The sequence below is a fragment of the Kineosporia mesophila genome (genome assembly GCF_021129235.1).
Taxonomy (GTDB): Bacteria; Actinomycetota; Actinomycetes; order Actinomycetales; family Kineosporiaceae; genus Kineosporia; species Kineosporia mesophila.
On the sequence record NZ_JAJOMA010000009.1, the window covers coordinates 90,691 to 114,714 of the forward strand.

At 68.7% G+C, this 24,024-nt stretch carries 25 protein-coding genes; 13 read left to right on the forward strand and 12 right to left on the reverse strand.

What is annotated here, in order from left to right; all coding sequences use genetic code 11:
• Positions 1-62: 62 nt before the first annotated feature.
• Positions 63-806: a glucose 1-dehydrogenase gene (locus tag LR393_RS14550; protein ID WP_231484440.1), complete on the reverse strand. Its 744-nt coding sequence runs from the start codon at positions 804-806 to the stop codon at positions 63-65.
• A gap of 83 nt (positions 807-889) precedes the next feature.
• The gene (locus LR393_RS14555; RefSeq protein ID WP_231484441.1) at positions 890-1,486 is read right to left on the reverse strand and encodes a TetR/AcrR family transcriptional regulator; all 597 of its coding nucleotides are present in this window, start codon (positions 1,484-1,486) and stop codon (positions 890-892) included.
• A gap of 189 nt (positions 1,487-1,675) precedes the next feature.
• Between LR393_RS14555 and LR393_RS14560 the strand changes: the two genes are divergently transcribed.
• A complete protein-coding gene (locus tag LR393_RS14560; RefSeq protein WP_231484442.1) occupies positions 1,676-2,050 on the forward strand; it encodes an HPF/RaiA family ribosome-associated protein in 375 nt (124 codons plus the stop codon).
• A gap of 54 nt (positions 2,051-2,104) precedes the next feature.
• On the opposite strand, the gene LR393_RS36435 is transcribed toward LR393_RS14560, so the two are convergent.
• A complete protein-coding gene (locus LR393_RS36435; protein ID WP_231484443.1) occupies positions 2,105-3,046 on the reverse strand; it encodes a serine protein kinase RIO in 942 nt (313 codons plus the stop codon).
• 228 nt (positions 3,047-3,274) lie between these two features.
• Between LR393_RS36435 and LR393_RS14570 the strand changes: the two genes are divergently transcribed.
• The 3 genes from LR393_RS14570 (at position 3,275) to LR393_RS14580 (ending at position 5,556) form a co-directional block, all read left to right on the forward strand.
• On the forward strand, positions 3,275-3,661 hold the full coding sequence (locus LR393_RS14570) for a nuclear transport factor 2 family protein (RefSeq protein WP_231484444.1): 387 nt from the start codon (positions 3,275-3,277) through the stop codon (positions 3,659-3,661).
• Positions 3,662-3,673: 12 nt separating this feature from the next.
• Positions 3,674-4,459: a helix-turn-helix domain-containing protein gene (locus LR393_RS14575; RefSeq protein ID WP_231484445.1), complete on the forward strand. Its 786-nt coding sequence runs from the start codon at positions 3,674-3,676 to the stop codon at positions 4,457-4,459.
• A 149-nt stretch (positions 4,460-4,608) separates the two neighbouring features.
• Positions 4,609-5,556: a discoidin domain-containing protein gene (locus tag LR393_RS14580; protein WP_231484446.1), complete on the forward strand. Its 948-nt coding sequence runs from the start codon at positions 4,609-4,611 to the stop codon at positions 5,554-5,556.
• Here the strand turns inward: LR393_RS14580 and LR393_RS14585 are convergent.
• Positions 5,553-6,578 carry a hypothetical protein gene (locus tag LR393_RS14585; RefSeq protein ID WP_231484447.1) on the reverse strand — a complete coding sequence of 342 codons (1,026 nt, stop codon included), beginning with the start codon at positions 6,576-6,578 and terminating at the stop codon, positions 5,553-5,555. The two genes, LR393_RS14580 and LR393_RS14585, sit on opposite strands and share 4 nt — an antisense overlap.
• A gap of 164 nt (positions 6,579-6,742) precedes the next feature.
• Between LR393_RS14585 and LR393_RS14590 the strand changes: the two genes are divergently transcribed.
• From LR393_RS14590 to LR393_RS14615, 6 genes are all read left to right on the forward strand, one after another.
• Complete coding sequence (locus LR393_RS14590) at positions 6,743-6,889, forward strand: hypothetical protein (RefSeq protein WP_231484448.1); 147 nt, start codon at positions 6,743-6,745, stop codon at positions 6,887-6,889.
• 104 nt (positions 6,890-6,993) lie between these two features.
• A complete protein-coding gene (locus tag LR393_RS14595) occupies positions 6,994-7,860 on the forward strand; it encodes a helix-turn-helix transcriptional regulator (protein ID WP_231484449.1) in 867 nt (288 codons plus the stop codon).
• 201 nt (positions 7,861-8,061) lie between these two features.
• Entirely contained in the window at positions 8,062-9,387 is a 1,326-nt protein-coding gene (locus LR393_RS14600) for an ABC transporter substrate-binding protein (RefSeq protein WP_231484450.1), read from the forward strand.
• 68 nt (positions 9,388-9,455) lie between these two features.
• Entirely contained in the window at positions 9,456-10,340 is an 885-nt protein-coding gene (locus LR393_RS14605) for a carbohydrate ABC transporter permease (protein ID WP_231484451.1), read from the forward strand.
• A complete protein-coding gene (locus LR393_RS14610) occupies positions 10,337-11,167 on the forward strand; it encodes a carbohydrate ABC transporter permease (protein ID WP_231484452.1) in 831 nt (276 codons plus the stop codon). The genes LR393_RS14605 and LR393_RS14610 overlap by 4 nt, the downstream gene beginning before the upstream one ends.
• A 25-nt stretch (positions 11,168-11,192) precedes the next feature.
• Entirely contained in the window at positions 11,193-13,766 is a 2,574-nt protein-coding gene (locus tag LR393_RS14615; RefSeq protein ID WP_231484453.1) for an alpha-L-rhamnosidase, read from the forward strand.
• Positions 13,767-13,771: 5 nt separating this feature from the next.
• Here LR393_RS14615 and LR393_RS14620 read toward each other — a convergent pair whose 3' ends face one another.
• Positions 13,772-14,593 (reverse strand): aldo/keto reductase, encoded by an 822-nt coding sequence (locus LR393_RS14620; protein ID WP_231484454.1) that lies wholly within the window; start codon positions 14,591-14,593, stop codon positions 13,772-13,774.
• A 213-nt stretch (positions 14,594-14,806) separates the two neighbouring features.
• On the opposite strand from LR393_RS14620, the gene LR393_RS14625 reads away from it, so the two are divergent.
• Positions 14,807-15,805 (forward strand): intradiol ring-cleavage dioxygenase, encoded by a 999-nt coding sequence (locus LR393_RS14625; RefSeq protein WP_231484455.1) that lies wholly within the window; start codon positions 14,807-14,809, stop codon positions 15,803-15,805.
• A gap of 84 nt (positions 15,806-15,889) precedes the next feature.
• On the opposite strand, the gene LR393_RS14630 is transcribed toward LR393_RS14625, so the two are convergent.
• The gene (locus LR393_RS14630; RefSeq protein ID WP_231484456.1) at positions 15,890-16,357 is read right to left on the reverse strand and encodes a MarR family winged helix-turn-helix transcriptional regulator; all 468 of its coding nucleotides are present in this window, start codon (positions 16,355-16,357) and stop codon (positions 15,890-15,892) included.
• A gap of 77 nt (positions 16,358-16,434) precedes the next feature.
• Here LR393_RS14630 and LR393_RS14635 point away from each other — a divergent pair, with 77 nt between their 5' ends.
• Positions 16,435-16,821 carry a hypothetical protein gene (locus tag LR393_RS14635; RefSeq protein WP_231484457.1) on the forward strand — a complete coding sequence of 129 codons (387 nt, stop codon included), beginning with the start codon at positions 16,435-16,437 and terminating at the stop codon, positions 16,819-16,821.
• Between the two features lie 105 nt (positions 16,822-16,926).
• On the opposite strand, the gene LR393_RS14640 is transcribed toward LR393_RS14635, so the two are convergent.
• The 6 genes from LR393_RS14640 to LR393_RS14665 form a co-directional block, all read right to left on the reverse strand.
• Positions 16,927-19,161, reverse strand: a complete 2,235-nt coding sequence (locus tag LR393_RS14640; RefSeq protein WP_231484458.1) for a discoidin domain-containing protein — start codon at positions 19,159-19,161, stop codon at positions 16,927-16,929.
• 47 nt (positions 19,162-19,208) lie between these two features.
• Positions 19,209-20,285, reverse strand: a complete 1,077-nt coding sequence (locus tag LR393_RS14645) for a DUF1996 domain-containing protein (protein WP_231484459.1) — start codon at positions 20,283-20,285, stop codon at positions 19,209-19,211.
• 147 nt (positions 20,286-20,432) lie between these two features.
• Positions 20,433-21,479, reverse strand: a complete 1,047-nt coding sequence (locus LR393_RS14650) for a LacI family DNA-binding transcriptional regulator (protein ID WP_231484460.1) — start codon at positions 21,477-21,479, stop codon at positions 20,433-20,435.
• 7 nt (positions 21,480-21,486) lie between these two features.
• Entirely contained in the window at positions 21,487-21,675 is a 189-nt protein-coding gene (locus LR393_RS14655) for a hypothetical protein (RefSeq protein WP_231484461.1), read from the reverse strand.
• A gap of 67 nt (positions 21,676-21,742) precedes the next feature.
• Positions 21,743-22,441, reverse strand: a complete 699-nt coding sequence (locus tag LR393_RS14660; RefSeq protein WP_231484462.1) for an HNH endonuclease family protein — start codon at positions 22,439-22,441, stop codon at positions 21,743-21,745.
• A 115-nt stretch (positions 22,442-22,556) separates the two neighbouring features.
• Positions 22,557-23,129 carry an excalibur calcium-binding domain-containing protein gene (locus tag LR393_RS14665; RefSeq protein ID WP_231484463.1) on the reverse strand — a complete coding sequence of 191 codons (573 nt, stop codon included), beginning with the start codon at positions 23,127-23,129 and terminating at the stop codon, positions 22,557-22,559.
• A gap of 132 nt (positions 23,130-23,261) precedes the next feature.
• Between LR393_RS14665 and LR393_RS14670 the strand changes: the two genes are divergently transcribed.
• Positions 23,262-24,017: an RlpA-like double-psi beta-barrel domain-containing protein gene (locus LR393_RS14670; protein ID WP_231484464.1), complete on the forward strand. Its 756-nt coding sequence runs from the start codon at positions 23,262-23,264 to the stop codon at positions 24,015-24,017.
• Positions 24,018-24,024: the final 7 nt, after the last annotated feature.

Consider the following 24,024-nt stretch of genomic DNA (forward strand, 5'->3'; position numbering starts at 1 on the left):
ACCTCATTGAGTCGGTTATCGCCACCCTACGACCTAAACCGACCGGACGGTATGTTTTTGTCCTATCTGTACGGGACCCCGGCGATCATGCCCCCGTCGACCACCAGTTCCGCCCCGGTGACGTAGGCCGAGGCGTCGCCCGCCAGGAACAGCACCGCGCCGACCAGATCCTCCGGCTGGGCGATGCGCCCCAGCGGGATGACCTGCCGCTGGGCGTCCAGGCGCTGCGTCATGTCGGTCTCGACGAAGCCCGGGTGCACCGAGTTCACCCGGATCCCGTCCTGGCCCAGCTCGACCGCGAGCGACTTGGTCAGCCCGCGAACCCCCCACTTGGAGGCGGTGTACCCGTGCAGCGCGGCCCCTCCCCGCATGCCCTGCACCGAGGAGATGTTGATGATCGAGCCGCCACCGGCGTCTTTCATCATTCCCACCACGGCCCGCACGCCCAGGTAGACGCCGGTCAGGTTGACCGCGATCACGGCGTGCCACTGGGCCGGTTCGTACGTCTCGATGCGCCCGGCGTTGGCGATGCCCGCGTTGTTCACCAGCACGTGCACGCCGCCCAGACCGGCTGCCACCCCGGTGGCCCCGGCCCAGTCCTGCTCGCTGGTGACGTCCAGGTGCGCGAAGTGCGCCCGTTCACCGAGGTCTTCGGCCAGGGCGCGGCCCTGCTCGTCCAGCACGTCGCCGATCACGACGCTCGCGCCGCGCTCGTGCAGGGCGCGCACGTAGGCGGCGCCCAGGCCCCGGGCTCCCCCACTGACCAGGGCCACCCGCCCGGCCAGCCCTTCACCGCCCGGGCTCATCGGTCGTCCCTCGTTCGTGCGGTTACTTCCAGGACGAAGGGCGGGGCGAGATCACACACGGGCTGCTCCTGAGGGTCGGGGGATCAGGTTTCGGTGGTCCGGTTCGACGCGGCGATCGACACGAGGAACATGTCGGTGAGCTGGTGGGCCAGCGTGGTCTTGTCCTCCGGGCCGGCCGGGGAGTACCAGGACGAGAGGTAGTGCAGGTCGGAGAAGAAGTGCGCCGCCATCACGGTGACAGGAATGTCCTTGCGGTACAGGCCTTCTGTCTGCCCCTGCGCCAGAAGGCCGATGAAGACCTCGTGATAGGCCCGGCGCCGGCGGGTGACCTCCTGCTGCCGGGGGGCCGAGAGCATGTGCTGGCTGCGGAAGAAGACCGTGCCCTCCAGCAGGAAGTCGGCCGAGGTCTCGACCACGTCGACACAGACCTCGCGCAGGCTCTGGCCGACCGGCAGCTCCTTCTCCACGATGGCGTTCAGGTGCTCGGTCTGCACCGACAGGATCCGCTCGTAGATCGCGAAGAGCAGGTCGTCCTTGGACTGGAAGTAGTGGTAGAGGGCGCCTTTGGTGACACCGGCGGCCTCTACCACCTGTTGCACCGACGTGTTCGCGTACCCCTGGCCGGCGAACAGCTCCAGGGCCGCCCTCATCACATCGTCCGCAACACTCGTCTGCCTCATGCCGACATCGTCCTTCATCCCTACCCAGGCCCGGCGGCCGGTGCCGACTGGCAAACCGACCGGCCGGTATCTGCACGATACCGGACGCCCTCGATCTGCGGCCCGGCCGCCACGTGATCTCCCGTCGCGGCCTTGATCCATTTGTGGAACGCTGCCGTGCAGTAAGACGATTGCGATGGAGGTAAGCCCGTGCAGGTTCAGGTTCAGACCGACAAGTACATCAAGACGGAGACGGACTGGATCGAGGAACAGCTCCTTGAGTCGCTCTCGCGCTTCTCCGACCAGCTGGTCCGCGTCGAGGTGCACCTGAGCGACCAGAACGGCGACAAGCCCGGGACCGACGACATCCGGTGCTCCCTGGACGCGCGGATCGCCGGCGTCAAGTCACTGGTCGTGACACACTCCGCCGGGAACGTGCACGATGCGTACCACGGTGCCGTCCCCAAGCTGACGAAATCGCTGGAGACCACTACGGGCAAGCTCTCGGCCCGCCGGGGCCGTGACTCGATCCGGCACCCGGGCGCACCGCAGCCGCAGGAGCTGCCCGAGGACCTGATCTCCTAGAGCAGTCGCCGTCGGCCCGCCCGGAGAGGCTTTCGGGGCGGGCCGACGGCGTTGTCAGTACACTCCGGCCTCGGCCAGCAGCTCCTGCGTGACCTGCCGCGCGTCGATCCCGGGGACGCCCCGGGCACCGAACCAGGCGGCCAGGTTGCCGACGTCCCGGTACAGAAATTTCGGGCCGTAGGGGTTGGCGATGAGATCGACCACCTGGGGCAGGTCGATCAGGACCAGCTGCCCGTCGTGCACCAGGACGTTGTAGGCGGACAGGTCACCGTGGGCCAGACCACAGCGGGCCATCAGCCCGATCGCCGAGACCGCCTGCCGCCAGAGGTCTTGCGCCTCCTCGGGAGTGGGCCGCACCTGCGCCAGACGTGGCGCACCGTGGCCGGTTCCGTGGTCGCCGACGAACTCCATCAGGAGTTCCGTGCCCAGAATCTGCACGGGATAGGGCACGACCGGGCGCCCCCGCTCCCGGCTGGTCTGCCAGAGTCGGCTCAGGGCCTCGAACTCGGCCCCGGCCCACTGCTCCGCGATGAGTTCCCGGCCGAAGTCGGTACGCCGGTCCATCGCGCGGTTGCTGCGCGACTCACGCATCCGACGCCCCTCCATGTACCCCGCGTCGCGGTGGAACAGGCGGTGCTCGGACGAGCGATACTGCTTGCAGGCCAGCAGACACGAGCGGTCGGTGCCCGGCACACCGCGGCGCAGCAGCGAGACGTCGGCTTCCTTACCGGTCTTCAGCAGACCCAGATCGGTATCCACCGCTGCTGATTCGATGACCAGCCAGTCCGGGTGAGGACGCGGGCCCCGAGCGGTGGGGGATGTCTCACCCCAGGTGCTCCACCGGTCCCCGGTGGCGGGGGTGTCCGGGTCGGGCTCGGGTTCCGGGCGGACCGGGCGAGGGGTCAGCTCGTCCAGAGAATACGAGTCGTTGAGCTCGTCGTCGAAACGGCGGCGCCCGCGACGGCGACGGCCGAATTCTTGATCATTTTCGTGCACGGTGAGATGTCCTTCGGGGGAGTCGAAACGGAGAGGGCAGGCAGGGGACGGGGCAGTCGCGCAGGCGTCGCTCGCATGGTCTTCTCTCCCTTCGATTCCGGGCACTCAGGCACTACTTGGTGATGACGATGGTGCCGGGCCACTTCTGCGGGCGCAACTGATTTGTCTCGCGGGTGGTACATCCTGGCCCCGGCAGGCCTCCCGCCCCGGCGAATAGCGTGGTTCGTCATGAGCAATCCCCTGGTAGAGCAACTGATCAAAGCGCTGAACAACCACGACCTGGACGCGGTCTCGTCCTGTTTCGGCCCGGACTTCTCCGGTGAATGGCCGGCCCACCCGGGCCGGGACTTCCAGGGGCCGGAGCAGGTGCGCCGGAACTGGGAAATGATCTTCACGATGTCGCCGGACATCACGATCGCCATGACGAACGCGGTCGAGGTCGGCGACGAGGTGTGGGGCGAGTGGCATTACACCCAGGCAGCCGGGCAGGAGCTGAAGGGCGTCGTCATCATCACGGTGCGCGACGGCCTGATCCGCCGGTCGCGGTTCTACATGGAGCCGATCGACGCCGCCGACGCCGCGGTCCCGGGTGGACCGCGCCTGGCCCGCGACTGACACAATGAAGCCGTGTGGCGGGACGACGACTTCGGGAACACGCTGCGGACCCTGCGCCGGCGGCTGACACCGGACGAAGCCGGGGTGCCGGCGTCGTTGCCCGCCACGCGGCGCGTACCCGGCCTGCGCCGGGAGGAGCTCGCCGGCATCGTGGGCGTCTCCGGGGAACACATGAAACGCCTGGAGCAGGGCCGCCGCCGACCGTCCCCGAGTGTGGTCGACGCGCTGGCCCGCGCTCTGCGGCTGAGCCCGGAAGAACACGTGCGGCTCCGGGCCCTGGCCGGGTTCGCCGCCTCCCCCGAGCCCGACGGCCAGGTCCCGCGGGAGGTCACCGAACCGGCCCGCCGCATGCTCGACCGGCTGACCGAGGTCGCGGTCTGCGTCTGCGACGCGAGCTGGACCGTGCTGGCCGCGAACGAGCTCTGGCACTCCGACGTGTGCACCGTGCCGGAGACACCCGGCCGCGACCGGAACGTGGTCTGGCGCGCGTTCACCGAGACCGGCCCCTCGGTGTTCGAGGTCCCCGAACGCCTGGCCGGGTTCCGCGCCACCGTCGTGGCCGAACTGCGCGAGGCGGCCCGCCGCTACCCGGCCGACGCCGAGCTCTCGTCGATGATCTCCGACCTGCACGCCCTCAGCCCCGAGTTCGCCCAGCTCTGGGAGGCCCCGCCGATCCCGGGCGCCCACGCCGACCGTCTGCTGGTGCCGAACCCGGTCCAGGGCCACCTCGACCTGGACCTGGACGTGCTGACTCTCCACCGGGGCGACCTGCGCGTCGTCGTCTACACCGCGGCGTAGTGCGGTGGCCACCCGCCAGTGACCAGCAGGCCTGTCCAGGCGATATGTCAGAATGTGCGGCCAGTGCAGCAACCTGGCCGCGCTCAGACGTTGGGCGGAACTCCTGCGTGGACAGCAACAACCAGACACCGCGGCGGTCGACCGAGGATGTGTCCACCGTTGAGCTCGACCTCGGCGCCCACTCCCCCGCGCCGCGGCGCGGGCCGTTCGGGATCAGCCTGGGGGTCTGGGCGATCGCGGCGGTGGTGGCCGTCATCGTCGGTGGGGTGGCGGTGGTGCAGTGGACGACCCGCTCCTCCGACCTGGGTCCCTCACCTTCGGGGCTCCAGGTGGACATCCCCGTACCGGACGCCTCCGCGTCGGTGAGCGCCTCGCCCACCACCTCGTCCACCGCGTCGGCGACCTCCACGGCTCGGGCCAGTGCCTCCGCCTCGCCCGGTTCGTCACCGGGTGCGAGCCAGACGGCCGGTAGCAGAGCAGGTTCCGCGCCCGGCAGCACCCAGGGCGCCGCACAGCCGAGCACCGGATCCGGGGACGGCTCCGGCGGCACCGCACCGGCCACCGATGACGAGGCCGATCCCGCCACCGGGTCCGACGACGATGCCGGGTCCGGTTCCGGTTCCGGATCTGACGACGGTCCGGGATCGGGCGACGGTTCCGGGTCCGACGACGATGTGCCCGCCCCGACCGGCAACCTGGCCGCCTCCGCCGGCCTGAGCGTGACCAGCCAGGCGTCCGGCACCAGCGCGGCCGCTCTGACCGACGGCGACCTGAGCACCTACTGGGAAGCCTCGTCGGGATACCCCGACTCGGTGACCGTCGACCTGGGCCGCACCGTCACCGTAGCCCGTCTCGAACTGTCGGCCCCCGCGACCACCAAGAGCCGCACGCAGAGCCTCACGGTGCGCGGCAGCACCGACGGCAGCTCGTTCAGCACGGTCCGGGGCGGATCGTCCTACCGGTTCGCGCAGGCCGGCTCCCCGCCGGTCACCGTCAGCTTCTCCCCGGTCCAGACCCGTTACCTACGGCTGACCTTCACCGGGGGCAGCGGCTACCCGGCCGCGCAACTGTCGGAGCTGGCGATCTACTCGTCCTAAGAAGCGTTCTGCGGCGTGCCGAACTTCGAGCGCAGGAACTCGCCCTGCCGCAGCAGCTGCTGCTCGAGGTTGTTGCGCGAGGGACGCCGCACCAGTTCGGCCAGCGCCGCCTCGATCGAGGTCAGCTGGTCGGCGACCTCGATCACCGCGGGCCGCTCACGCACCCGGGCCTGACGGTCGGGCATGGCCAGGAACGGTTCCAGGGTGTCGGGCAGGTACCGCTCGATCGTGCCCTGCACCAGGTGGATGCCGTCGGCCTCGAGCTCACCTTCCAGCAGACGGACGAGCAGGTCGTCGAGGTGGGTATCGATCGCTTCCAGCGCGGCGAGGCCCCGCTGGTCCAGGCGGCCCGAGGCCCGGGCCCGCTCGAGCTGGGCGCGGCGGTCGCGGTCCAGACCGGGGGCCTGAGCGGAAGAAGACCCCATGGCCGCCAGATCGGCCCGGGCCAGACTCTCGGCGATGGCGCTGATCCGGGCCCGGCCGACCCGGCGGGTGCGGGCACCGGTGACGAACGAGGCGGTGACGACGCCCGCGAGCACGCCGACCAGGCTCGCGGTGAGGACGCCGCCGCCCACCAGCAGCAGCCCACCGATCCAGGCGGCGAGGCTCACACCCAGAACCCCGGCGCCCCACGCCAGGTCGGTTCCGGCGCGCGCCGGCGGCCGGGCCGAGAGCGACTGAAGCGTGTCCGAGTAGGCGCTCGAGCGCAGGGTCAGGGATCGCGCCTGGACGACGGGCAGCCGGGAGGCGATGCATTCGACGTCGGCCCGGGACCGGGCCAGGTCACGCCGCACCCGCCGGGCGGCGGCCGAGGGCACCGCCCCCCGCACGGCCATCTGGGCCACCCGCTCGCGCGTACCGTCCAGCCGGGCCTCGACCGCCTGGGCCGCACCCGCGGGATCGGCCAGTAGCAAGGGGCCGGCCACGGTGCGATAGGCGCGCTCGGTCACCACGGGCGCCCGCTGATGGGCGACGTCGAGCGCGCCGTCCACGAAACGACTGGCGAACCTCGCCACTGCCATGACCCCCGCCTTCCGTGCGTCCACCAGCATTATCCGCACAGTCCAACGCATCGGTCGAGACGAAGGTGCCCGATGGACAGAACCCGGGACTCGAGTCCTGGGCCCGCGTGCCGATCGGAGGCGGCGTCGGGTGGCCGCCGGTGGATGCGGCTGGAAGGAGCACGGTGTTCCCCGCTGTCGTCCGCCGCTGGGCCGCACCGATCGCCGTCCTGCCCGGCCTGCTGCTGAGCGGCCGGCTGGTCGAGCACACGTCCCCGGCCGCGTTCAACGCCTCCACCTCGAACTCCGGCAGCAGCCTTGACGGGCCCTGACCAAACTTTTTTCTGACTCTCCGTGGACGGACAAAGAGCCCATACACGGCGCCACTGCGGACATGGAAAATCCGACCACCCGAACCCGTGCCTAGGATGAGGAGATGGGAGAGATTCCGTCCGGCGGCCCGGTGGTCGTGTGGGCGAACTGGTACCACTTCGGCCCGCACGAGCACATCCGGCACCCCCAGGTGATGAGTACCTGCTTCCTCTGGGCCACCGAGGGTTCCGGCCTGATCGTCTCCGCCGGGCAGCCCTTCCAGATGTCCCCGCGCACGGTGCTGCGGCTGCCGTGGCAGCACGACATCGAGTACCGGCCGGACACCCGGAACCCGTTCCGCCTCGGCACGATCCACATCGTCCCCTGGCACTCCCGGGACACCGAGGTGACCCCCGTGGTGGCCCACCGGCCCGATGACGACTTCGTGTACCCGCAGCAGCGTTCGGATCTGCCGGGCTCGGTCCGTCAGGCGGTCGCGATGCCGACGGCCTCCGCGCCGGGCCGCCAGCTCACCACCCTGGGCACCTACGTCGTGGACCGCTTCACCGAGGGCCCGTACGACGAGGAGGTCTTCCGGGCTCTGGGCGAGGTGTTCGTGCGCGAGACCGCCGACTGGACCGGGGGCCCCACCCCCGAGGCCCGCGCCTCGGCGCCGTTCATGCGCATGACCGAATACATCATGAGCCACATGAACTCCGACCTGAGCGTCGGCGTCGTGGCCGAGGCCGGTGGGTGCAGCCCGACCACCGCCGAGCGGCTGTTCACCCGCTACAGCGGCCATTCGATGCAGGTCTGGGTCCGCCAGGTCCGCATGCAGCGGGCAGCGCTGCTGCTGCGCACCAGCGGTCTGCGCGTCAGCGAGATCTGCACGCACGTGGGCTACGGCGACCCGCTGTACTTCTCGCGGGTCTTCCGCCAGACCTTCGGCGTCCCACCGAGCCGGTACGCGGACGAGGCCGGCGAGTCGTAACCCGCCAGGACCGCAAAACCGCCTGGGCGAAATCTCCAGGCCGGCGGAAACTGCTGTCGTTCAGGCAACCTCGCGCCCTCAGGGCAGCGCCCGAGCTAAGCCGAGGGCCTATTGCATCGATGTAAACGGCAAACCTATGCTCGGCCCACACCCGCTGCTGGTGGGTGTCCCTCACGTGAAGCGTTACAGAGAGGTACGGCCATGAGAGGTGTACGGAGCACGCTGCGTGCTTGCGGTTTCGGCGTCACGATCGCGGTCGCGGGGGCGGCCCTGGCCGCCTGCGGCAGCAGTGACGACAGCGGTGCCGGCGGCAAGACCGAGATCTCCTACCTGGTGGTCGCCCGCGAAGGCAGCAAGGCGGGCGCGCAGGCCGAGATCGACGCCTTCGAGAAGGCGAACCCCGACATCATCGTCAAGCTCGACACCTTTCCCGAAGGTGCCGACGGCGACAACCTGGTCAAGACCAAGCTGTCCACGGGCGAGATGGACGAGGTCTTCAACTACAACGCCGGGGCCCTGTTCCGGGCGCTGCAACCCGACAACCAGCTGACCGACCTGTCCGGTGAGGCCTGGGCCGCCGACCTGCCCGATTCGTACAAGAAGGTGGTCAGCACCGACAAGGGCATGTACGGCGCGCCGCTGGGCCAGTCCTCCGGCGGCGGTGTGCTCTACAACCGCAAGGTCTACGACCAGCTCAAGCTGTCGGTGCCGACCACGTGGAGCGAGTTCATCGCCAACGGCCAGAAGATCAAGGCGGCCGAGCCCGACATCACGCCGGTGCTCCAGGCCTACGGCGACGCCTGGACCGCCCAGGTCCCGGTGCTGGCCGACTTCGCCAACGTGACCAAGCAGGACCCGGCCTGGGCGCAGGGCTGGACCGCCGGACAGAAGAAATTCGGGCAGAGCCCGGCCCTGACCGCGTTCACGCACCTGGAACAGCTGGGTAAATCCGGGCTGGTGAACAAGGACTACGCCTCGATGACCAACATCCAGGCCCTCAAGGCGCTGGCCGACGGCAAGGGCGCGCAGTACCCGATGATCAGCGACCAGCTGCCGACCATCGCCCAGGACAGCCCCGACGCGGTGGACGACATCGGTTTCTTCGCCCTGCCCGCGGACGACGCCGCGAACACCACGGCGACCATCTGGCAGCCGGGCGGCCTCTACATCCCCCGCAGCGCCGAGGGCGACAAGCTCGAGGCGGCCAAGAAATTCGTGGCCTTCGTCAGCTCCAGCGAACAGGGCTGCCAGATCCAGTCCGACACCGGCGTCGCGATCGGGGCGTTCGTCTCCCCCGTCTGCAAGCAGCCCAGCGACGTGTCCCAGGCGGTCAAGGACGTGCAGAAGTACCTGGACGACGGTCAGGTCGCCCCCGCGCTGGAGTTCCTGTCCGAGGTGAAGGGCCCGAACCTCGACAAGATCACCGTCCAGGTCGGTTCCGGAATCACCAGCGGGGCGCAGGGTGCGAAGCAGTACGACGACGATGCCCGCAAGCAGGCCCAGCAGCTCGGGCTCAGCGGCTGGTGACCAACCCGGATGCGTCACCGGACGGTGACGCATCCGGCCCCCCTGATCCGACGAGAGGTTCTGTGTCGATGTCGACGCAAGCGCGCTCGCGCAGCCTGATGCGTGGTTTCTACCCGTCCTGGTTCCTGGCCCCGGCCGTGATCCTGTACGTCATCTTCTTCGCCGTGCCCACCCTGGTCTCGTTCTACTTCTCCCTGACCCGGTGGACGCTGTTCGACCATGAGTTCATCGGCCTCGACAACTTCGTCGAGTTCTTCCAGGACCCGCAGCTTCTCAAGGGTTTCACCAACACGGTGATCTACGCGTTCGTCACCTCGGCCGCGAAGATCGTGCTCGGGATGTCGCTGGGACTGCTGCTGACCTCGTCCCTCATCGGCCGTGGTTACCTGCGGGCGGTGGTCTTCTTCCCGGTCCTGGTCTCCACCATCGGCATCGGGCTCACGTTCAAGTCACTGCTCGATCCCTTCCACGGCATCGTCAACGGCGCTCTCGGCGCGGTCGGCCTGCCCCAGCCGGGCTGGCTCACCGACCCGAACCTGGCGCTGCTCAGCGTGGCCGCCATCGACGTCTGGAAGGGCGTCGGCATCGCCACCCTGATCTACATCGCCGGCATCGTGGCCATCCCCGAGGAGTACTTCGAGGCGGCCCGGGTCGACGGAGCGAGCGCCTGGCGGATCTTCTGGTCCATCACCCTGCCGCTGTCGCGCCCGGCCACGACCACCGTCGTCATCCTGTCGCTGATCGGTGGGCTGCGCTCGTTCGACCTGATCTGGGCCACCACCGGCGGTGGGCCGGGATACTCCAGCGACGTCATCGGATCGGTGATCTACAAGCAGTACCAGGCGGGCTTCTACGGCCTCTCCACCGCCGGGAACGTGGTGCTCTTCCTGGTCGTGACCGCCTTCGTCCTGCCGGTCTTCGCCGTCCTCAACCGCAAGCAGGTGGACCTGTGAACCGCACCACCCAGCGCTGGATCGTCGGCGGGATCGCGATCGTGATCTCGTTCGTGGTCTTCCTCGTCCCGTTCGTCTTCATCCTGCTCCAGGCGGTCAAGACCGCCCCGGACGCCGGCCAGCTGAGCTTCAGATGGCCGCAGGAATGGGTCTTCTGGGACAATCTCACCACCGTGCTCTCGACCGACGACGGACTGATGGGCCGCGCGTTCTGGAACAGCGCCGTGCTCACCGTCGGCAGCGTCACCATCATGGTCGTGCTGGCGGCGATGGTCGGATACGTGCTGCAGCGCAGGCCTTCCCGCCTCAACGGCGTGGTCAGTTTCTTCGTGCTGGCGGGCCTGATCGTGCCGCCGGCCGTAGTGCCCACGATCTGGGTGCTGCAGAAGACCCATCTGTTCAAGAGCATGAGCGGAATGATCCTGATCGAGGCGACGTTCGGTCTCTCGTTCTGCATCCTGCTGTTCCGCGCGTTCGTCGCCACCATCCCCCGCGACCTGGACGAGGCGGCGGTGCTCGACGGCGCCGGGCCGATCCGGCTGTTCTTCTCGGTCGTGCTGCCGTTGCTGCGGCCCGTGGTCGTCACCGTGATCGTCGTGCAGTCCGTCACGGTGTTCAACGACTTCGCCGGGCCGCTGTACTTCCTGCCCGGCAGCGACAACGCCACCGTGCAGCAGACGCTCTACAGCTTCCAGAGCCGCACCCTGAGCCAGTACAACCTGCTGTTCACCGACATCCTGCTCACCACCATTCCCCCGCTGGTGCTCTACGTCTTCTTCAACCGGCAGATCGTCGCCGGTATGACCAGCGGCGCGGTGAAGGGTTGAACCATTCCGTCCAGGAGGATCTCTCATGACCACGCGGATCGCATCAGTGCGGGCCGAGCTGAGGTCGGACAGCGCCGACGTCGCGACCGCCACGCCTCGCCTGTCCTGGACCACCGTCTCGGAAACCCCCGGCTGGTCACAGCAATGGGCCGAGATGAAAATTGAGGACGAGGTGGTCGCCCGGGTGGACGGACCCGGTTCGGTCCTGGTCCCCTGGCCCTTCGAACCCCTCCGATCCCGTAGCGTACGCACCGTTCAGGTGAGGGTGCTGGGCTCGGACGGCCTGCTCTCGGACTGGAGCGAGCCCTGCCGCATCCGGGCCGCCTTCCGGTCCGGTCGTGACTGGGTGGCACCGCTGATCGCCGCCCCGGAACCGACGACTGCGGCCCGGCCGGTCCTGCTGCGCACCGAGTTCACCGTGCGCCCACAACTGCGGCGGGCCACGCTGTACGCGACGGCTCACGGCGTGTACCAGGCCTTCGTGAACGGCCACGAGGTCGACGATCAGGTGCTCAAACCCGGCTGGACGCCTTATCGTTCGCGCATCGTCCATGAATCGACCGACGTCACCGCACTGCTGGCGACGGGCGCCAACGCCCTGGGGATCGACCTGGCCGGGGGCTGGTACACCGAACGGGTCGGGTTCATGACCGAGAGCGGCGTCTCTTACGGCGAACAGCCCTCCGTGACCGTCCATCTCGAACTGGAGTACGTCGACGGCAGCACCGACGACGTTCTCAGCGGCGAACAGTGGCGCTGCACCACGGAAGGCCCCCGCCGCTCCGCCAGCCTCTACGACGGTGAGGAGTACGACGCCCGCCGGGAGATGCCCGGCTGGGACCGCCCCGGTTTCGACGACTCGGCCTGGTCCGCGGCGCACGTGCTCCGGGAGAACTTTCCGGTCCCCGAGGCCCGCACCTCGCCCGCCGTGCGGGCGATCGAGCGGATGCCCGTGACCCGCGTCCTCAATTCCCGTAGTGGCAAGCAGATCCTGGATTTCGGACAGAACGTGGTCGGGCGGCTGCGGATCCGGCTGACCGGCCCGGCCGGCACCCGCGTGGTGACGCGGCACGCCGAGGTGCTGGAGGACGGCGAGCTGGGGGTGCGGCCACTGCGCTCGGCGCGGGCCACCAATACCTATGTCCTGTCCGGGAACGGCGAGGAGATCTGGGAGCCGGCTTTCACCTTCCAGGGCTTTCGGTACGCCGAGGTGACCGGGCTCCCCGAGCCGATCGATCCGGCGGCCGCCGAGGTCGTCGTCCTTCATTCCGATCTGCGCCGCACCGGCTTCTTCGAGAGCTCGCACCCCCTGATCAACCAGTTGCACGCCAATGTGGTGCGCAGCATGCGCGGCAACTTCTTCTACCTGCCCACCGACTGCCCGCAGCGCGACGAGCGGCTGGGCTGGACCGGCGACATCCAGGTCTTCGCGCCCACCGCCGCCTTCCTCTACGACGTCGACGCGTTCCTGGCCTCCTGGCTGGTCGACCTGGGCCTGGAGCAGGACGCGATCGGCACCGGAAGCGTGCCTTTCACCGTTCCGCACGTGATCAGCGGCGGGGACGAACCGCCCGGCGAGGGGACGAACCCGACGGCGGCCTGGGGAGACGCGGCCACCGTGGTGCCCGCGGTACTGTTCGAGCGGTACGGCGACCGCGAGGTGCTCGAGCGGCAGTTCACCAGCATGTGCGCGTGGGTCGGGCTGGTGCAGGAACGCGCCGGGCAGGATCTGCTGTGGGCCGGTGACTTCCAGTTCGGCGACTGGCTCGACCCGACCGCCCCGCCCGAAGACGCCTTCCGGGCCATGACCTCACCCGATCTGGTGGCCACGGCGTACTTCCACCGTTCGGCCCTTCTGACATCGCGCACCGCAATGCTTCTGGGCCGACCGGCGCAGGCGCAGAGGTACTCGGCGCTGGCCTACAACATCCATCGGGCTTTTGTGGACGAGTACGTCGGCGAGGACGCGCTGATGTCGTCGGACTCGCAGACCGCCTACGCGCTGGGCATCGTCTTCGGCCTGCACGACTCGCCGCAGCAACGCGACCGGATGGGTGAACGCCTGGCCTCACTGGTGCGCGAGAACAACTTCCGGATCGGTACCGGATTCGTCGGCACATCTTTGGTCTGCGACGCCCTGACCGAGACCGGGCAGCTGGAGGTACTGGACGCCCTGGTGACCTCCACGAGCAACCCGTCCTGGCTGTACCCGGTCACGATGGGAGCGACCTCGATCTGGGAACGCTGGGACAGCATGCTCGAGGACGGCTCGATCAACCCCGGCGAGATGACATCGTTCAACCATTACGCCCTGGGCGCGATCGCCGACTGGCTGCACCGGCGACTGGCCGGCCTGGCTCCCGGCGAACCGGGCTACCGCACCCTCGAGATCGCCCCGGTACCCCTGCCCAGCTTCGATCACGCCCGCGCCGACCTGCACACGCCGTACGGGACGGCGAGCGCCGGCTGGCGGCGGGACGGTGACGTGATCGTGGTGGAGGCCACGGTGCCGACCGGCACCACGGCCACGGTGCGGTTACCGGGGCGCGAGAGCGTCGAAGTCGCCTCGGGTCACCACGTATGGAAGATCGATGGCTGAGTTGTTCAGGCGGTGGTGTCGGTCAGCCCGTCGAGGAAGGTGACGTCTTCGGGCTTGAGGACGAAGTCCACGTCGGCGTTCTCGGCGATCCGGGAGGGGGTGGTGGACTTGGGCAGGGGCAGGACGTCTTTCTCCAGCAGGTAGCGGATGCAGACCTGGGCCACCGTCTTGCCGTACTGCTCGGCGATCTTCCGCACCTGCGGGTTGTCGAGGATGGCGCCCGTGGCCAGCGGCGAGTAGCCCTCGACCAGGATGTCGTTGGCCTCGCAGTAGGCGGTGGTCTCGTCCTGCGTGTTGCCGATGAACCAGCGGATCTGGTTGACCTGCGGGCGGATCCGGGTGGACGCCGTCAGCGACTCCAGGTCGGCGACGCTGAAGTTGGAGACACCGATCGAGCGGACGCGCCCGGCCTCGTACAGCTCCTCCATGGCCGTCCAGACCGCGATGTTGCCCTCGCTGTAGTCCTTACCCTGCTCCGCCCACGGCCAGGGGGCGTGGATCAGGTAGAGGTCGACGTGCCCGAGGTCGAGCAGCGAGCTGGACTCCTCGAAGGTGGCGCGGGCCTGGTCGTAGTCCTTGACCTCGGCCGGCAGCTTGGTGGTGATGAAGATCTGGTCGCGCGGGATGCCGCTGTCGCGCACCGCCCGGCCCACACTGGCCTCGTTCTCGTAGGCCCGGGCGGTGTCGATGTGCCGGTAGCCGAGCTTCAGCGCCGTGGTGACCGAATTGTAGGTGTCGTCACCGTCGGGGATCTGCCAGGTGCCGAACCCGAGCTTGTGGATCTGAACGTCATTGCTGAGCGTGAAGTACTCGGTGAGCGAAGACATGCCTTCACCCTAGGTCGATGCCTGGAGGGCGCCACTTACCCGCGCCCGGCCCCGGGTACATTGCCGGATATGATCGCTTTCTCCCCGGCCTGGAACTGGCCGGGTGGACGCTGAGCGGCCTGAAAATCTGGGCCCCCTCCTGATCGCGTTGACAGAAGACCCACAGCTTTACCTGGCGCAGTCGAATCGGCACTGCCAGTAGCGTCCCTGGCCATGACCACAAGCCACGAGGACGAGCCCGGCAATGACGATGTATCCGCAGTATTACTGTCCCGCCGAAAGGTTTTCGCCGTCGGCGGGGTGGCCGGGGCCGGCCTGCTGAGTGCCTGGGGCGTGCCGGCCGGCACCGGCGCCTCGGCATCCGGTAACGCATCGGTGTCCGCGGCCGAGGCGGCCGGGGCCTGCCTGCTCACCAGCGAACAGATCGAAGGCCCCTACTACCTCGACAACGCCCTGCTGCGCAGTGACATCACGGAGGACCGCACCGGTATCCCCCTCGACCTCGAGCTGCGGCTCATCGACGGCAGCAGCTGCAAGCCCGTCAAGAACGCCGCCATCGAGATCTGGCACTGCGACGGACAGGGCGTCTACTCCGGGTACGCCTCACAGGGGTCGGGGGGCACCGGCGAGCCGGGAAGTGCTGGACCGCCGACCGGCATGCCCACCCCCAGCGGCCCTCCCCCGACCGGAACCCCCTCCGGCACCCCCGGCGGTCCGCCGACCGGGGGCGGTGGCGGTGGGCACGTGACCCCCACCGACGACCTGACCTTCCTGCGGGGAATGCAGATCACCGATCGCCACGGCCGGGTGGCCTTCGCCAGCATCGTTCCCGGCTGGTACGCCGGGCGGGCGGTCCACATTCACGTCAAGGTGCACACGGAGGGAAGCGCCACCGCGACGGGCTACACCGGCGGCCACACCTGCCACACCGGGCAGCTGTACTTCGGCGAGAGACTGATCGCCCTACTCGACCAGTACCCGCCCTACAGCGAGAACACCACGCCGCGAACGACTCTGGAGCAGGACAGCATCTACCCCGGCACCGGGTCCGCCGGCGGGCTGCTGACCCTGAACTTCCACCAGCACCGCACCGACCGCGGCGTCACCGCACGCCTGACGGTGAGCGTCGATCCCGGTGCGACGAACGAGGGTGAGGACGCGGGTGGTGGCCCGGTGCCGAGTGGCGGTCCGACCACGACACCGGCCGCCTGAGGCGGGACAACCCCACCGGACGACGAGCGGTCGTCGGCACCGCGACAGGGGAGGCGCAGCGGCGAGGACGTGGGCCTCCAGGCGTCAGCGGCGCCCGGAGCGATGGGGTGGCTGTAGCGGCCCGGCCAGGGCGAAGCACTTCAGGAGGCGGGCGAAATCACGCCGGTCGGCAGCCGGCCAGGCCTCCAGGCGCTGCTCCAGGGCATCGGCCAGACGCGCGCGCATGACTCCGACCAGCCGGACGCCGGCCGGGGAGAGCGTGAGCAAGCTGGCCCGGGCATCGTCCGGATCCGGCGCGGAGGACACCAGCCCCGCGGCGGTCAGGCGAGAGGCCCGACGGCTGACCACGGAACGATCCAGCCCGACCAGGTGACCGAGACCGGCCGCACTGACGGCCCCGGCCCGATCCAGGCCGCTGAGAACGGGATAGGCGCCGGCATCGACTGCGTCGTGCAGATCCGCGGTCAGGTACTCGTACAGCCCGCCACGGAAGTCGCGGCCCAGCACGGAGCCCAGCGCGTCGGCGATCGTGGTGATGTCGTCGGTGCTCACCTTGCCATCATAGCGTGCATCGAGCACGCTTTTGGTTTACCTTAATGCGTGCCGAAGACACGCTAAAAGGAGTCGCCATGCCATCGATCGCCAAGGTTCTGCATGAGCTGCTGAACGAACGTGAGCAGCCCTTGCCCGACCTCGTCTCCCGGTACTTCGCCGCGGACTACCGCCAGCGCACCGACGGGCGGTGGGACGACCTGGACGGGTTCCTCCAGCACATGACTCACTTACGGGCTGTTGTCGCAAGTGCTCACGTCGAGGTGCTGGACGAGCTGAGCGATGACCGGCGCTACGCCGACCGCCATCTCGTGACGATCACCAAGCGCGACGGCTCAACCGTGACACAGGAGGTCTACCTGTTCGCTGAACTGGCGCCGGACGGCCGATTCCGCCGGATCGAGGAGACCACCCTCATGCTGGCCGGCGCCGAGTCCGACCGGGGAATCGGTAGCGCCCACTGATTCCGCACCGGATCGACCCGATCGGTCCGTGAACCCCATCCATTCCAGTGGGATTCACGGACCGATCAGGAATGTTCCGGTGCCCGGGCCTTACCGCGAGCTAATTCACGGGTACGACACCACGTTGCGCGGCACCGTGTTGCCGGCCGGGTTGGGAACCGCCCCGCCGGTGTTGTTGACGACATTGCTGATCGTGCCGACGTCCCCGAGCGAGACGGTGAGGATGCTGTGCAGCTTGACCCCGGTCTTGTTCGGCACCTCGAAGGCGTGGTCGAGCTTCACCGCGGGATTGGCGTTGAAGTAGCAGTACGAGCCTGCGCCCCACACCTCGTGATCGGTCACGCTGTCGGCGACCTTGTAGGCGGCGTAACCGTTCTGGGAGCCGTTCATCCAGGCGGCCTGGTTCGGCACGTCGTACGGCTTCTCGTTCTGGAAGAAGATCGTTTTGCCCCGGTTACCGTTCCAGATCACCTCGTACTTCTGGTAGTGCTCCACGAACAGACCCGTGGCCAGCACATCATCCCCATTGACCAGCAGACCGGTGTCACCGGTGTTCGCCGTCCAGCCGGTGGCCGCACCGCCGTGGTCGGCCCGCCAGGCCCAGATGTGATCGACGAGCGTGTCGTCGCTGTGCACGGCCAGGGTGGTGGTGGCCTTGCCCTGCACACTGCTGCCGACGCGGAAGAAGACGTCCTGGATGCTCGTCGGGTTGGCCGCGTGGTCGGTGTGGGCGCCGGCCGTCCCGACACTCATCAGGGTCGGGCTGTTGGTCGTGCCGGCGTCGAAGGTCAGGCCGCTGATCTTGACCCCGTCCACGTCGGCGACGCTGAGGGCCGTGACCCCGCCGGAGGGGATCAGGGTCGGGAAGCCGATGCCGGTGACCACGGTGTTGGCCCGGGTGACCTTGATCGTCTGGTCCAGCGTGTAAGTGCCCGGCGTGAAGAACAGGTTCAGGCCCTGTGTCAGCGCCTGGTTGATCCGGGCAGCGCTGTCACCGGGCTTGGCCACGTAGAACTGGCTCATCGGGATCGAGGTGCCGGGCGTGTTCGGCCAGCTGGCCCCGGAGGAGTTGCGCTTCAGCGACGGCACGAACACCCGGTACTTACCGGCGCTGTCCACGTACAGGTACGGCTTCTCCCGGGTCACCGGCGTGGTGGCCAGGGTGGTGTGCGGCGGGCTCGGGAACGCGTTGGCCGGTGCACCCGAGACCCCGGAGAACACCATGTTCCAGACACCGCCGGTCCAGCTGCCGATGGTGCTGTCGCGGGTGTACCACTGCTGCTGCGAACCGGAGGAGATCTGGCCGTCGACCTTGCTGTCGGCCAGGTACCCGCCGCTGGAGTACCCCTGACCGTTGTCCTGGTTGGACGGGCCCATCGTCAGGTTGCCCTTGATGTGCACCCGGCGCATCGGCGCGGCCTGCGAGACGGCCCAGCGGTCGGTGCCGCCCTCCGGCACGACAGACAGGTTCTCCGCACTGCGCCAGAAATTCTGGGTCGCGTTGGAGGTGTCGCCGTAGTTCCAGCCGGAGTCCACGTTGAGCGCACCGTTGATGGTGACGTCGTCGGGGTTCTGGCCGAGACCGGCCACCGAGGTGTAGAAACCCAGGTTCGCCCAGACGCGTCCGTACGTTCCCGGCTTGAACAGGAAGGCGTACCGCTGGGTCCCGAACTGGGCGGTGGGGCTGACCAGCTGGGAGTTGAAGGCGTTGTCGAAGGCCGTCTGGATCGTGGCCGTCGGGGTGGTGGGGTCGAAGATCTTCACGTTCGCGCCGAAGTCCGGGGTGTCGGAGGTCGGGAGCGTCGGGTCGGTGGAAGTGCCGCCGTAGACCTGGAACTCGAAGAGCGAGTAGCCGTAGGCGGTGGCCCGGGCGGTGCCGTTCATCCGTACGTAGCGGCCGCTACCGGTCACGTTGATGGTCTGCAGCCCGGCCGCACCGGCGGTGGTGGGAGTGATGTTCGTCCAGCTGGTGCCGTTGGCCGAGGTCTGGATCGTGAAGGCCGAGGCGTAGGCGGCTTCCCAGTTCAGCTGGATCTGAGTGATCGTCTGGGTGCTGCCCAGGTCGACCTGGAGCCACTGCGGGTCCGAGAAAGCGCTCGACCAGCGGGTTCCGGCGTCTCCGTCGACGGCCTTGGCGGCACCGAAGACGCCGTCGTTCTCACTGGACGAGGCCGTGGCCGGCTTGCCCTGGGAGAGCAACGTGGCGGCGGCCTGGGCGGGCGCCGCCGGGCTGAAGGTCAGGAAACCGGCCATCAGGGCCAGTACGGCGCCGATCAGGGTCGGTAGATATCGGCGATCATGGCCAGCACGATCAGGGGACGTTCGGGGAACGGGAGACATCCTCGGCTCCTAGGGTGACGATTACTGCGGACGGGTTCAGGGGCGGTTCAGGAAACGCCGGGCAGGAGCTGGTAGTTCTCGTCCAGCACGGCCCCCCGGCTGGGCTTGTACAGGTCGAAACCACGCGGGTTGCACTGCAGACCACCGTTGATGCAATGGTGGACGAGCGGACTCAGGATGGTCGGGTCCCAGGCGTTGAAGAAGTCGTAGTGCCAGGAGTAGCCGCGCCCGCTGGCCAGCCGCACCTTCGACATGTCACCGGAGACCGGGAAGGCCATCTTGAACTCGATCATCGGTACCGCTACAGGGTGACTGGCCGGGCACACGAGGTGACCGTAGTCGGCGGCGTTCCCGACCGGGTAGGACATATGGCTCTTGTGATCGGCCGAGTCCAGGTGTACGCCGTCCCAGCAGCCAGGCGACTGCATTCGTACGTTCAGCTGCGTGCCGGCCGGGCAGTTCGCCGGGAAGTCCCAGTTCCTCGTGCTGTCACCGCATTCCCAGCCCTCGACCGCTCCCGGCGCGTTCCTGAACTCGTCCAGGGTGGCGGTCGGGCTGCCGACGACGAAGCGCAGGCCCTTGGGGAAGGGGACGACCGTGGTGTAGTCGTACACGGCCGACTTGTAGTAGATGACCTGAGCGCCGCTCGGCGTGATCACCTGGTCGCCGTTGTACATGGTCGGGAACCAGTAGGCGGACTTGTCCTGCGGGGTCACGCACGAGGTGGACGACGCGTACAGCGACCCGGTCGTGCTGCGGGCGTTGGTGGTACTGGCTCCCATGAAGGTGTGGTTGTGCGAGGCCCCGGCCTGGCCGGGGAAGACGATCGGGTCGTCGGAGGCCGCATGATTGGGAGCGCAATTGGCCTGGAACTCATGGTGATACGTGTCCGGCGCGGGCTGGAATCCCGGGTGCGGGGCGATGCCCGCAACCGGGGGCGAGAGCGTGACGGACTCACCCGGGTCCAGGTTGGGGTTGAAGGCCGCGGCGGCCGGGGCGGCGTGGTGCACGGAACCGGTCGCGGCCAGGGCCGGGGCGGCGGGAGCCCAGCCCGCACTGGTCACGACCAGCACGAATCCGGCGACGACAGCGGTGAGTCCGGTGGTGACTTGCCAGCGTTTCATGACGGTGCTCCTCCGGTCAGGGATGTGGAGAGCGCTCTCCAACATGGTTGACCGGAGTCCTGGGTGTCAATCAGGCCGTCGCGACGGTGCGCCGACCGGTCGGCACCTGAAAGTTTTCGGCCTCGAACAATTTTCGAAGACTTCGGATCAAGCCGAGCCGCGCACCACCAAGGTGGGCCGGAAGATCACCGACCGCACGCGTCCATCGGCTGGTACGGACACGAGCAAGCGCCCGATCTCGGCAGCCATGTCCTCGACCGGCTGACGCACCGTCGTCAGCAGGGGCCGGCTGGCGGTCGCCGCCCGGCCGTCGTCGAAGCCGACCACGCAGACGTCCTCGGGCACGCGTCGTCCACTGTCCTTCAGAATCCCGACGGCTCCTACCGCCATCAGGTCGGAGGCGGCGAAGACCCCGTCGAGGCCCGGGGCGCGGGCCAGCAGACGTTCCATCGCCACCTCTCCCCCGGCCTGGGTGAAGTCACCGGCCTCGCAGGGGAACTCGTGGATACCCCGGGCCGCCAGCACCGAGGCGAAGCCGGCTGTGCGTTCCTTGCCCGCGATCGACTGCGCGGGAGCGGCAATGGTGGCGATCCGGCGGCAACCCAGCTCGATCAGGCGCTCGGCGGCGAGCCGGCCACCCTCCCGGTTGTCCAGGTCCACGTAGCTGAACGGCAGACCTCGCGGCGGGCGGCCGAAGAAGGCCACCGGCACCTTGACCGCGCTCAGGAGTCCGGGCAGGGGGTCGCGCGGGTACAGCGAGATGACCGCCGCACCGTCGCAGCGACCCGCGTGCAGGTCGTCCATCAATTGGGCCCGGGCACCGTCGGACTCGGCGAAGGTCAGCGTCAGGCGCACCCCGGCCTCCGCGAACGCGTTCGAGAGCCCGGCGACGACCCGGCCGAAGAACGGGTCGGCGAGAAATTGGCTCGTGAACGGGTCTTCCGGATCCCGGTGGACCACCTCGCTGATGACCAGCGCCATCGTGCCGGTGCGCCCGGTGACCAGCGAGCGCGCGGCCTGGTTGGGCACGTACCCGGTGGCGACGACCGCCTCGGTCACGGCCTGGGTGATGTCCGGGTCCACGTTGCGCACGTTGTTGATGACCCGCGAGACCGTCGCCCGGGACACCCCGGCGGCCCGGGCCACGTCCTCCAGGGTCGGACGGCGGTCCACGGGGTCGAAGGGCTGGGCCATGCGCCCATTATCGGCGGCTGCGGCTGCCGAAGGCCACGGCTGCCAGGACGGCGGTGAGCGCGCACAGCCCGAACGTGGTGCGGTAGCCGAACACCTCGGGCCAGACCCCGGCGAGCAGGCCGGAGACCAGGGGCCCGGCCGTGGACGGTCGCGGGTTGCATCTGGCCAGGACAGACCGCCGGCCCGGATCTGGCAACGCCTTCTCCGCCGGGCCCGGCGGGTCTCGCAACCCGGCCGACGCACCGGTTGGCTCGCCGGGTGGCTCACTGGGCCCGGGCCGGCACCTTCAGCTTCAGGAGGCCGCAGTCACCCGACAGAAGCCCCGAGAGCGCTCGCTTCTCCGCCGTGTCGATGCTCAGGCGCCACCGGTATTTGATCGCCACCCAGTGCCGGGCGTAGGCGCAGCGGCCCTGGGCCGGGAGCCACTCGGCGGGATCCTGATCAACCTTGTCCTGGTTCGACTTACGGGTCACCGGCTCCAGCGTCCAGGCGAACCCCAGGTCGTTCGCGTACCGAGTTCGCCTGGCCTTCTTCCAGGTCGACCCGCCGGACTTCCAGGCCTCGCTGAGAGCGACCACGTGGTCCACCTCGAGCTGGTCGGCCTGGGTGACGACGAGCCCGTCATAGGAAGACGTCCATCGCCCGGTCAGGACAGCGCACTGGCGGGCCGAGTAGAAGGCGACCTTGACCTGGGACTCTCTCTGCAGAACCTCGGAGCGGGTGTCCTGGCAGTCGTTGTCCACGTCGATCCAGTGCTTGAACTTCGACCGCTGGTAGCCACCCCGGTGCTCGGCCCGCACCGTCAGCTTGCCCAGGAGCGCCTTGCCGGTCGTCACCCGGGCCGCCCCGAGCTGGAGCGGCTCCGAGGAGTCGCCCGCGTGCGCAGGTCCGGCACCGGCGAGCGAGAACAGGGGTATGAGCCCGATGACGACGGGGGCAGCGGCACGGACCCGAGGTGGCACGGGAGACCCTCCAAGCATGAGACAGAACCAGTTGGTGCACGCGCCATCATGTCCAAGTCCGACTCGAGCCGGTAGTGCTGCCTGAGCCCGCTCGACTTCCTGACCCGGAAGGGGCTTATTCGCAGGCCACACCGTCACCGTCGCGATCGAGCTTGCGGCTGTACCCCGGATCGCCGGTACGGATCGGAGCCGCACCGGCGGCCCGGACGGCCGTGCAGTTCGCGTAGTACGCCGCGACCGGTTCCGCCTCCTGCGCGGCCTCTGCCTCCTCGGCTGCTGCCGCCTCGGCCCGACGTCGCTCCTGTGCCTTCGCCGCCAGGATCCGTGCCCGCTTCCTCGCCTTCGCCCGAGCCAGGGCGCGAGCCTTCGCCCGGGCCTTGGCCTGAACCCTCGCCCTGGCCCTGGCCCGGACCCTCGCCTCCGCCCGGGCCCGGGCCTCCGCCGTCGCCGAGACCCGCGCCTCGGCCAGGGCGGCCGCCTCGGCCTGCAACGTGGACGGCTCGCTCGTGCTCACCCCGACACCGGGCTGTTGCCGGGCCGACGGTTTCTCCACCGGCTCGTCGATGAAAGCGCCCAGTAACCCCAGCCCCAGGAACAATCCGATCGGAATCACGAACCGCTTCTTCTTGTACCAGGGGCGGTGGGAGGGATTGGCGTGGGTAGCCTGCTGGAACCACGGGCTGGACATGAACGGCAAGCTAGCGGCTATGTCGTGACGGCGTGTGCACCATCGCCTACACCGACCCGGGTCAATGCGACGAGCGGTTTCTTAACCCGGACAGAACGCCCAGCTGACGCCCGATCCGCGAAGATCCACGGCGTGTCCCGAAAGAAGCTCAGCGCTCGTGTCGCCGCCGCCCTGACCGTCCTGGTAGCCGTGGGCGGAGGTGTGTACTTCGCCCAGTCCAGTTCCGCGGTCACCCCCGTGACCGCCTCGTCCTCTGCCGGTGACATCACCACCAGCGCAGTGAAAGACCGGGTCACGCTCGGCACGACGTACAAGGGCATCGCCACCTACTACGACGCCGACGGTACCGGGGCCTGCAGTTTCGCTCGCAGCAGCACCCTGATGGTGGCCGCACTGAACACGGCCGACTATCAGGGCTCGCTGATGTGCGGCGCCTACGTCAAGGTGACCGCTGCTAACGGCAAAAGCATCACGGTGAAGATCGTCGACCTCTGTCCCGGTAGCTGCAAGTCCCGTCAGCTCGACCTGTCGAAGCAGGCCTTCGACAAGCTGGCTCCCGGGAAGGGCCAGATCAACGTCACCTGGAAGCTGCTCAGCCCGAAACTGACCACCCCGGTGCGGTACGTGTACAAGGACGGGTCCACGCAGTGGTGGTGCGGCGTCCAGGTGCGCAACCACCGCAACCCGATCCGCACCATCGAGTTCAAGACCGCCTCGGGCTGGTTCAAGCTCACCCGCCGCGACTACAACTACTTCGAGTCCAGCACCGGCAAGGGCTGCGGCAACACGATCCGCATCACCGACGTGAACGGCAACCGCCTGATCGACAAGGGCATCAAGATCTCCACCTCCGTGCAGAAGGGCGCCAAGCAGTTCCCCGCGGCCTGATCCCCTG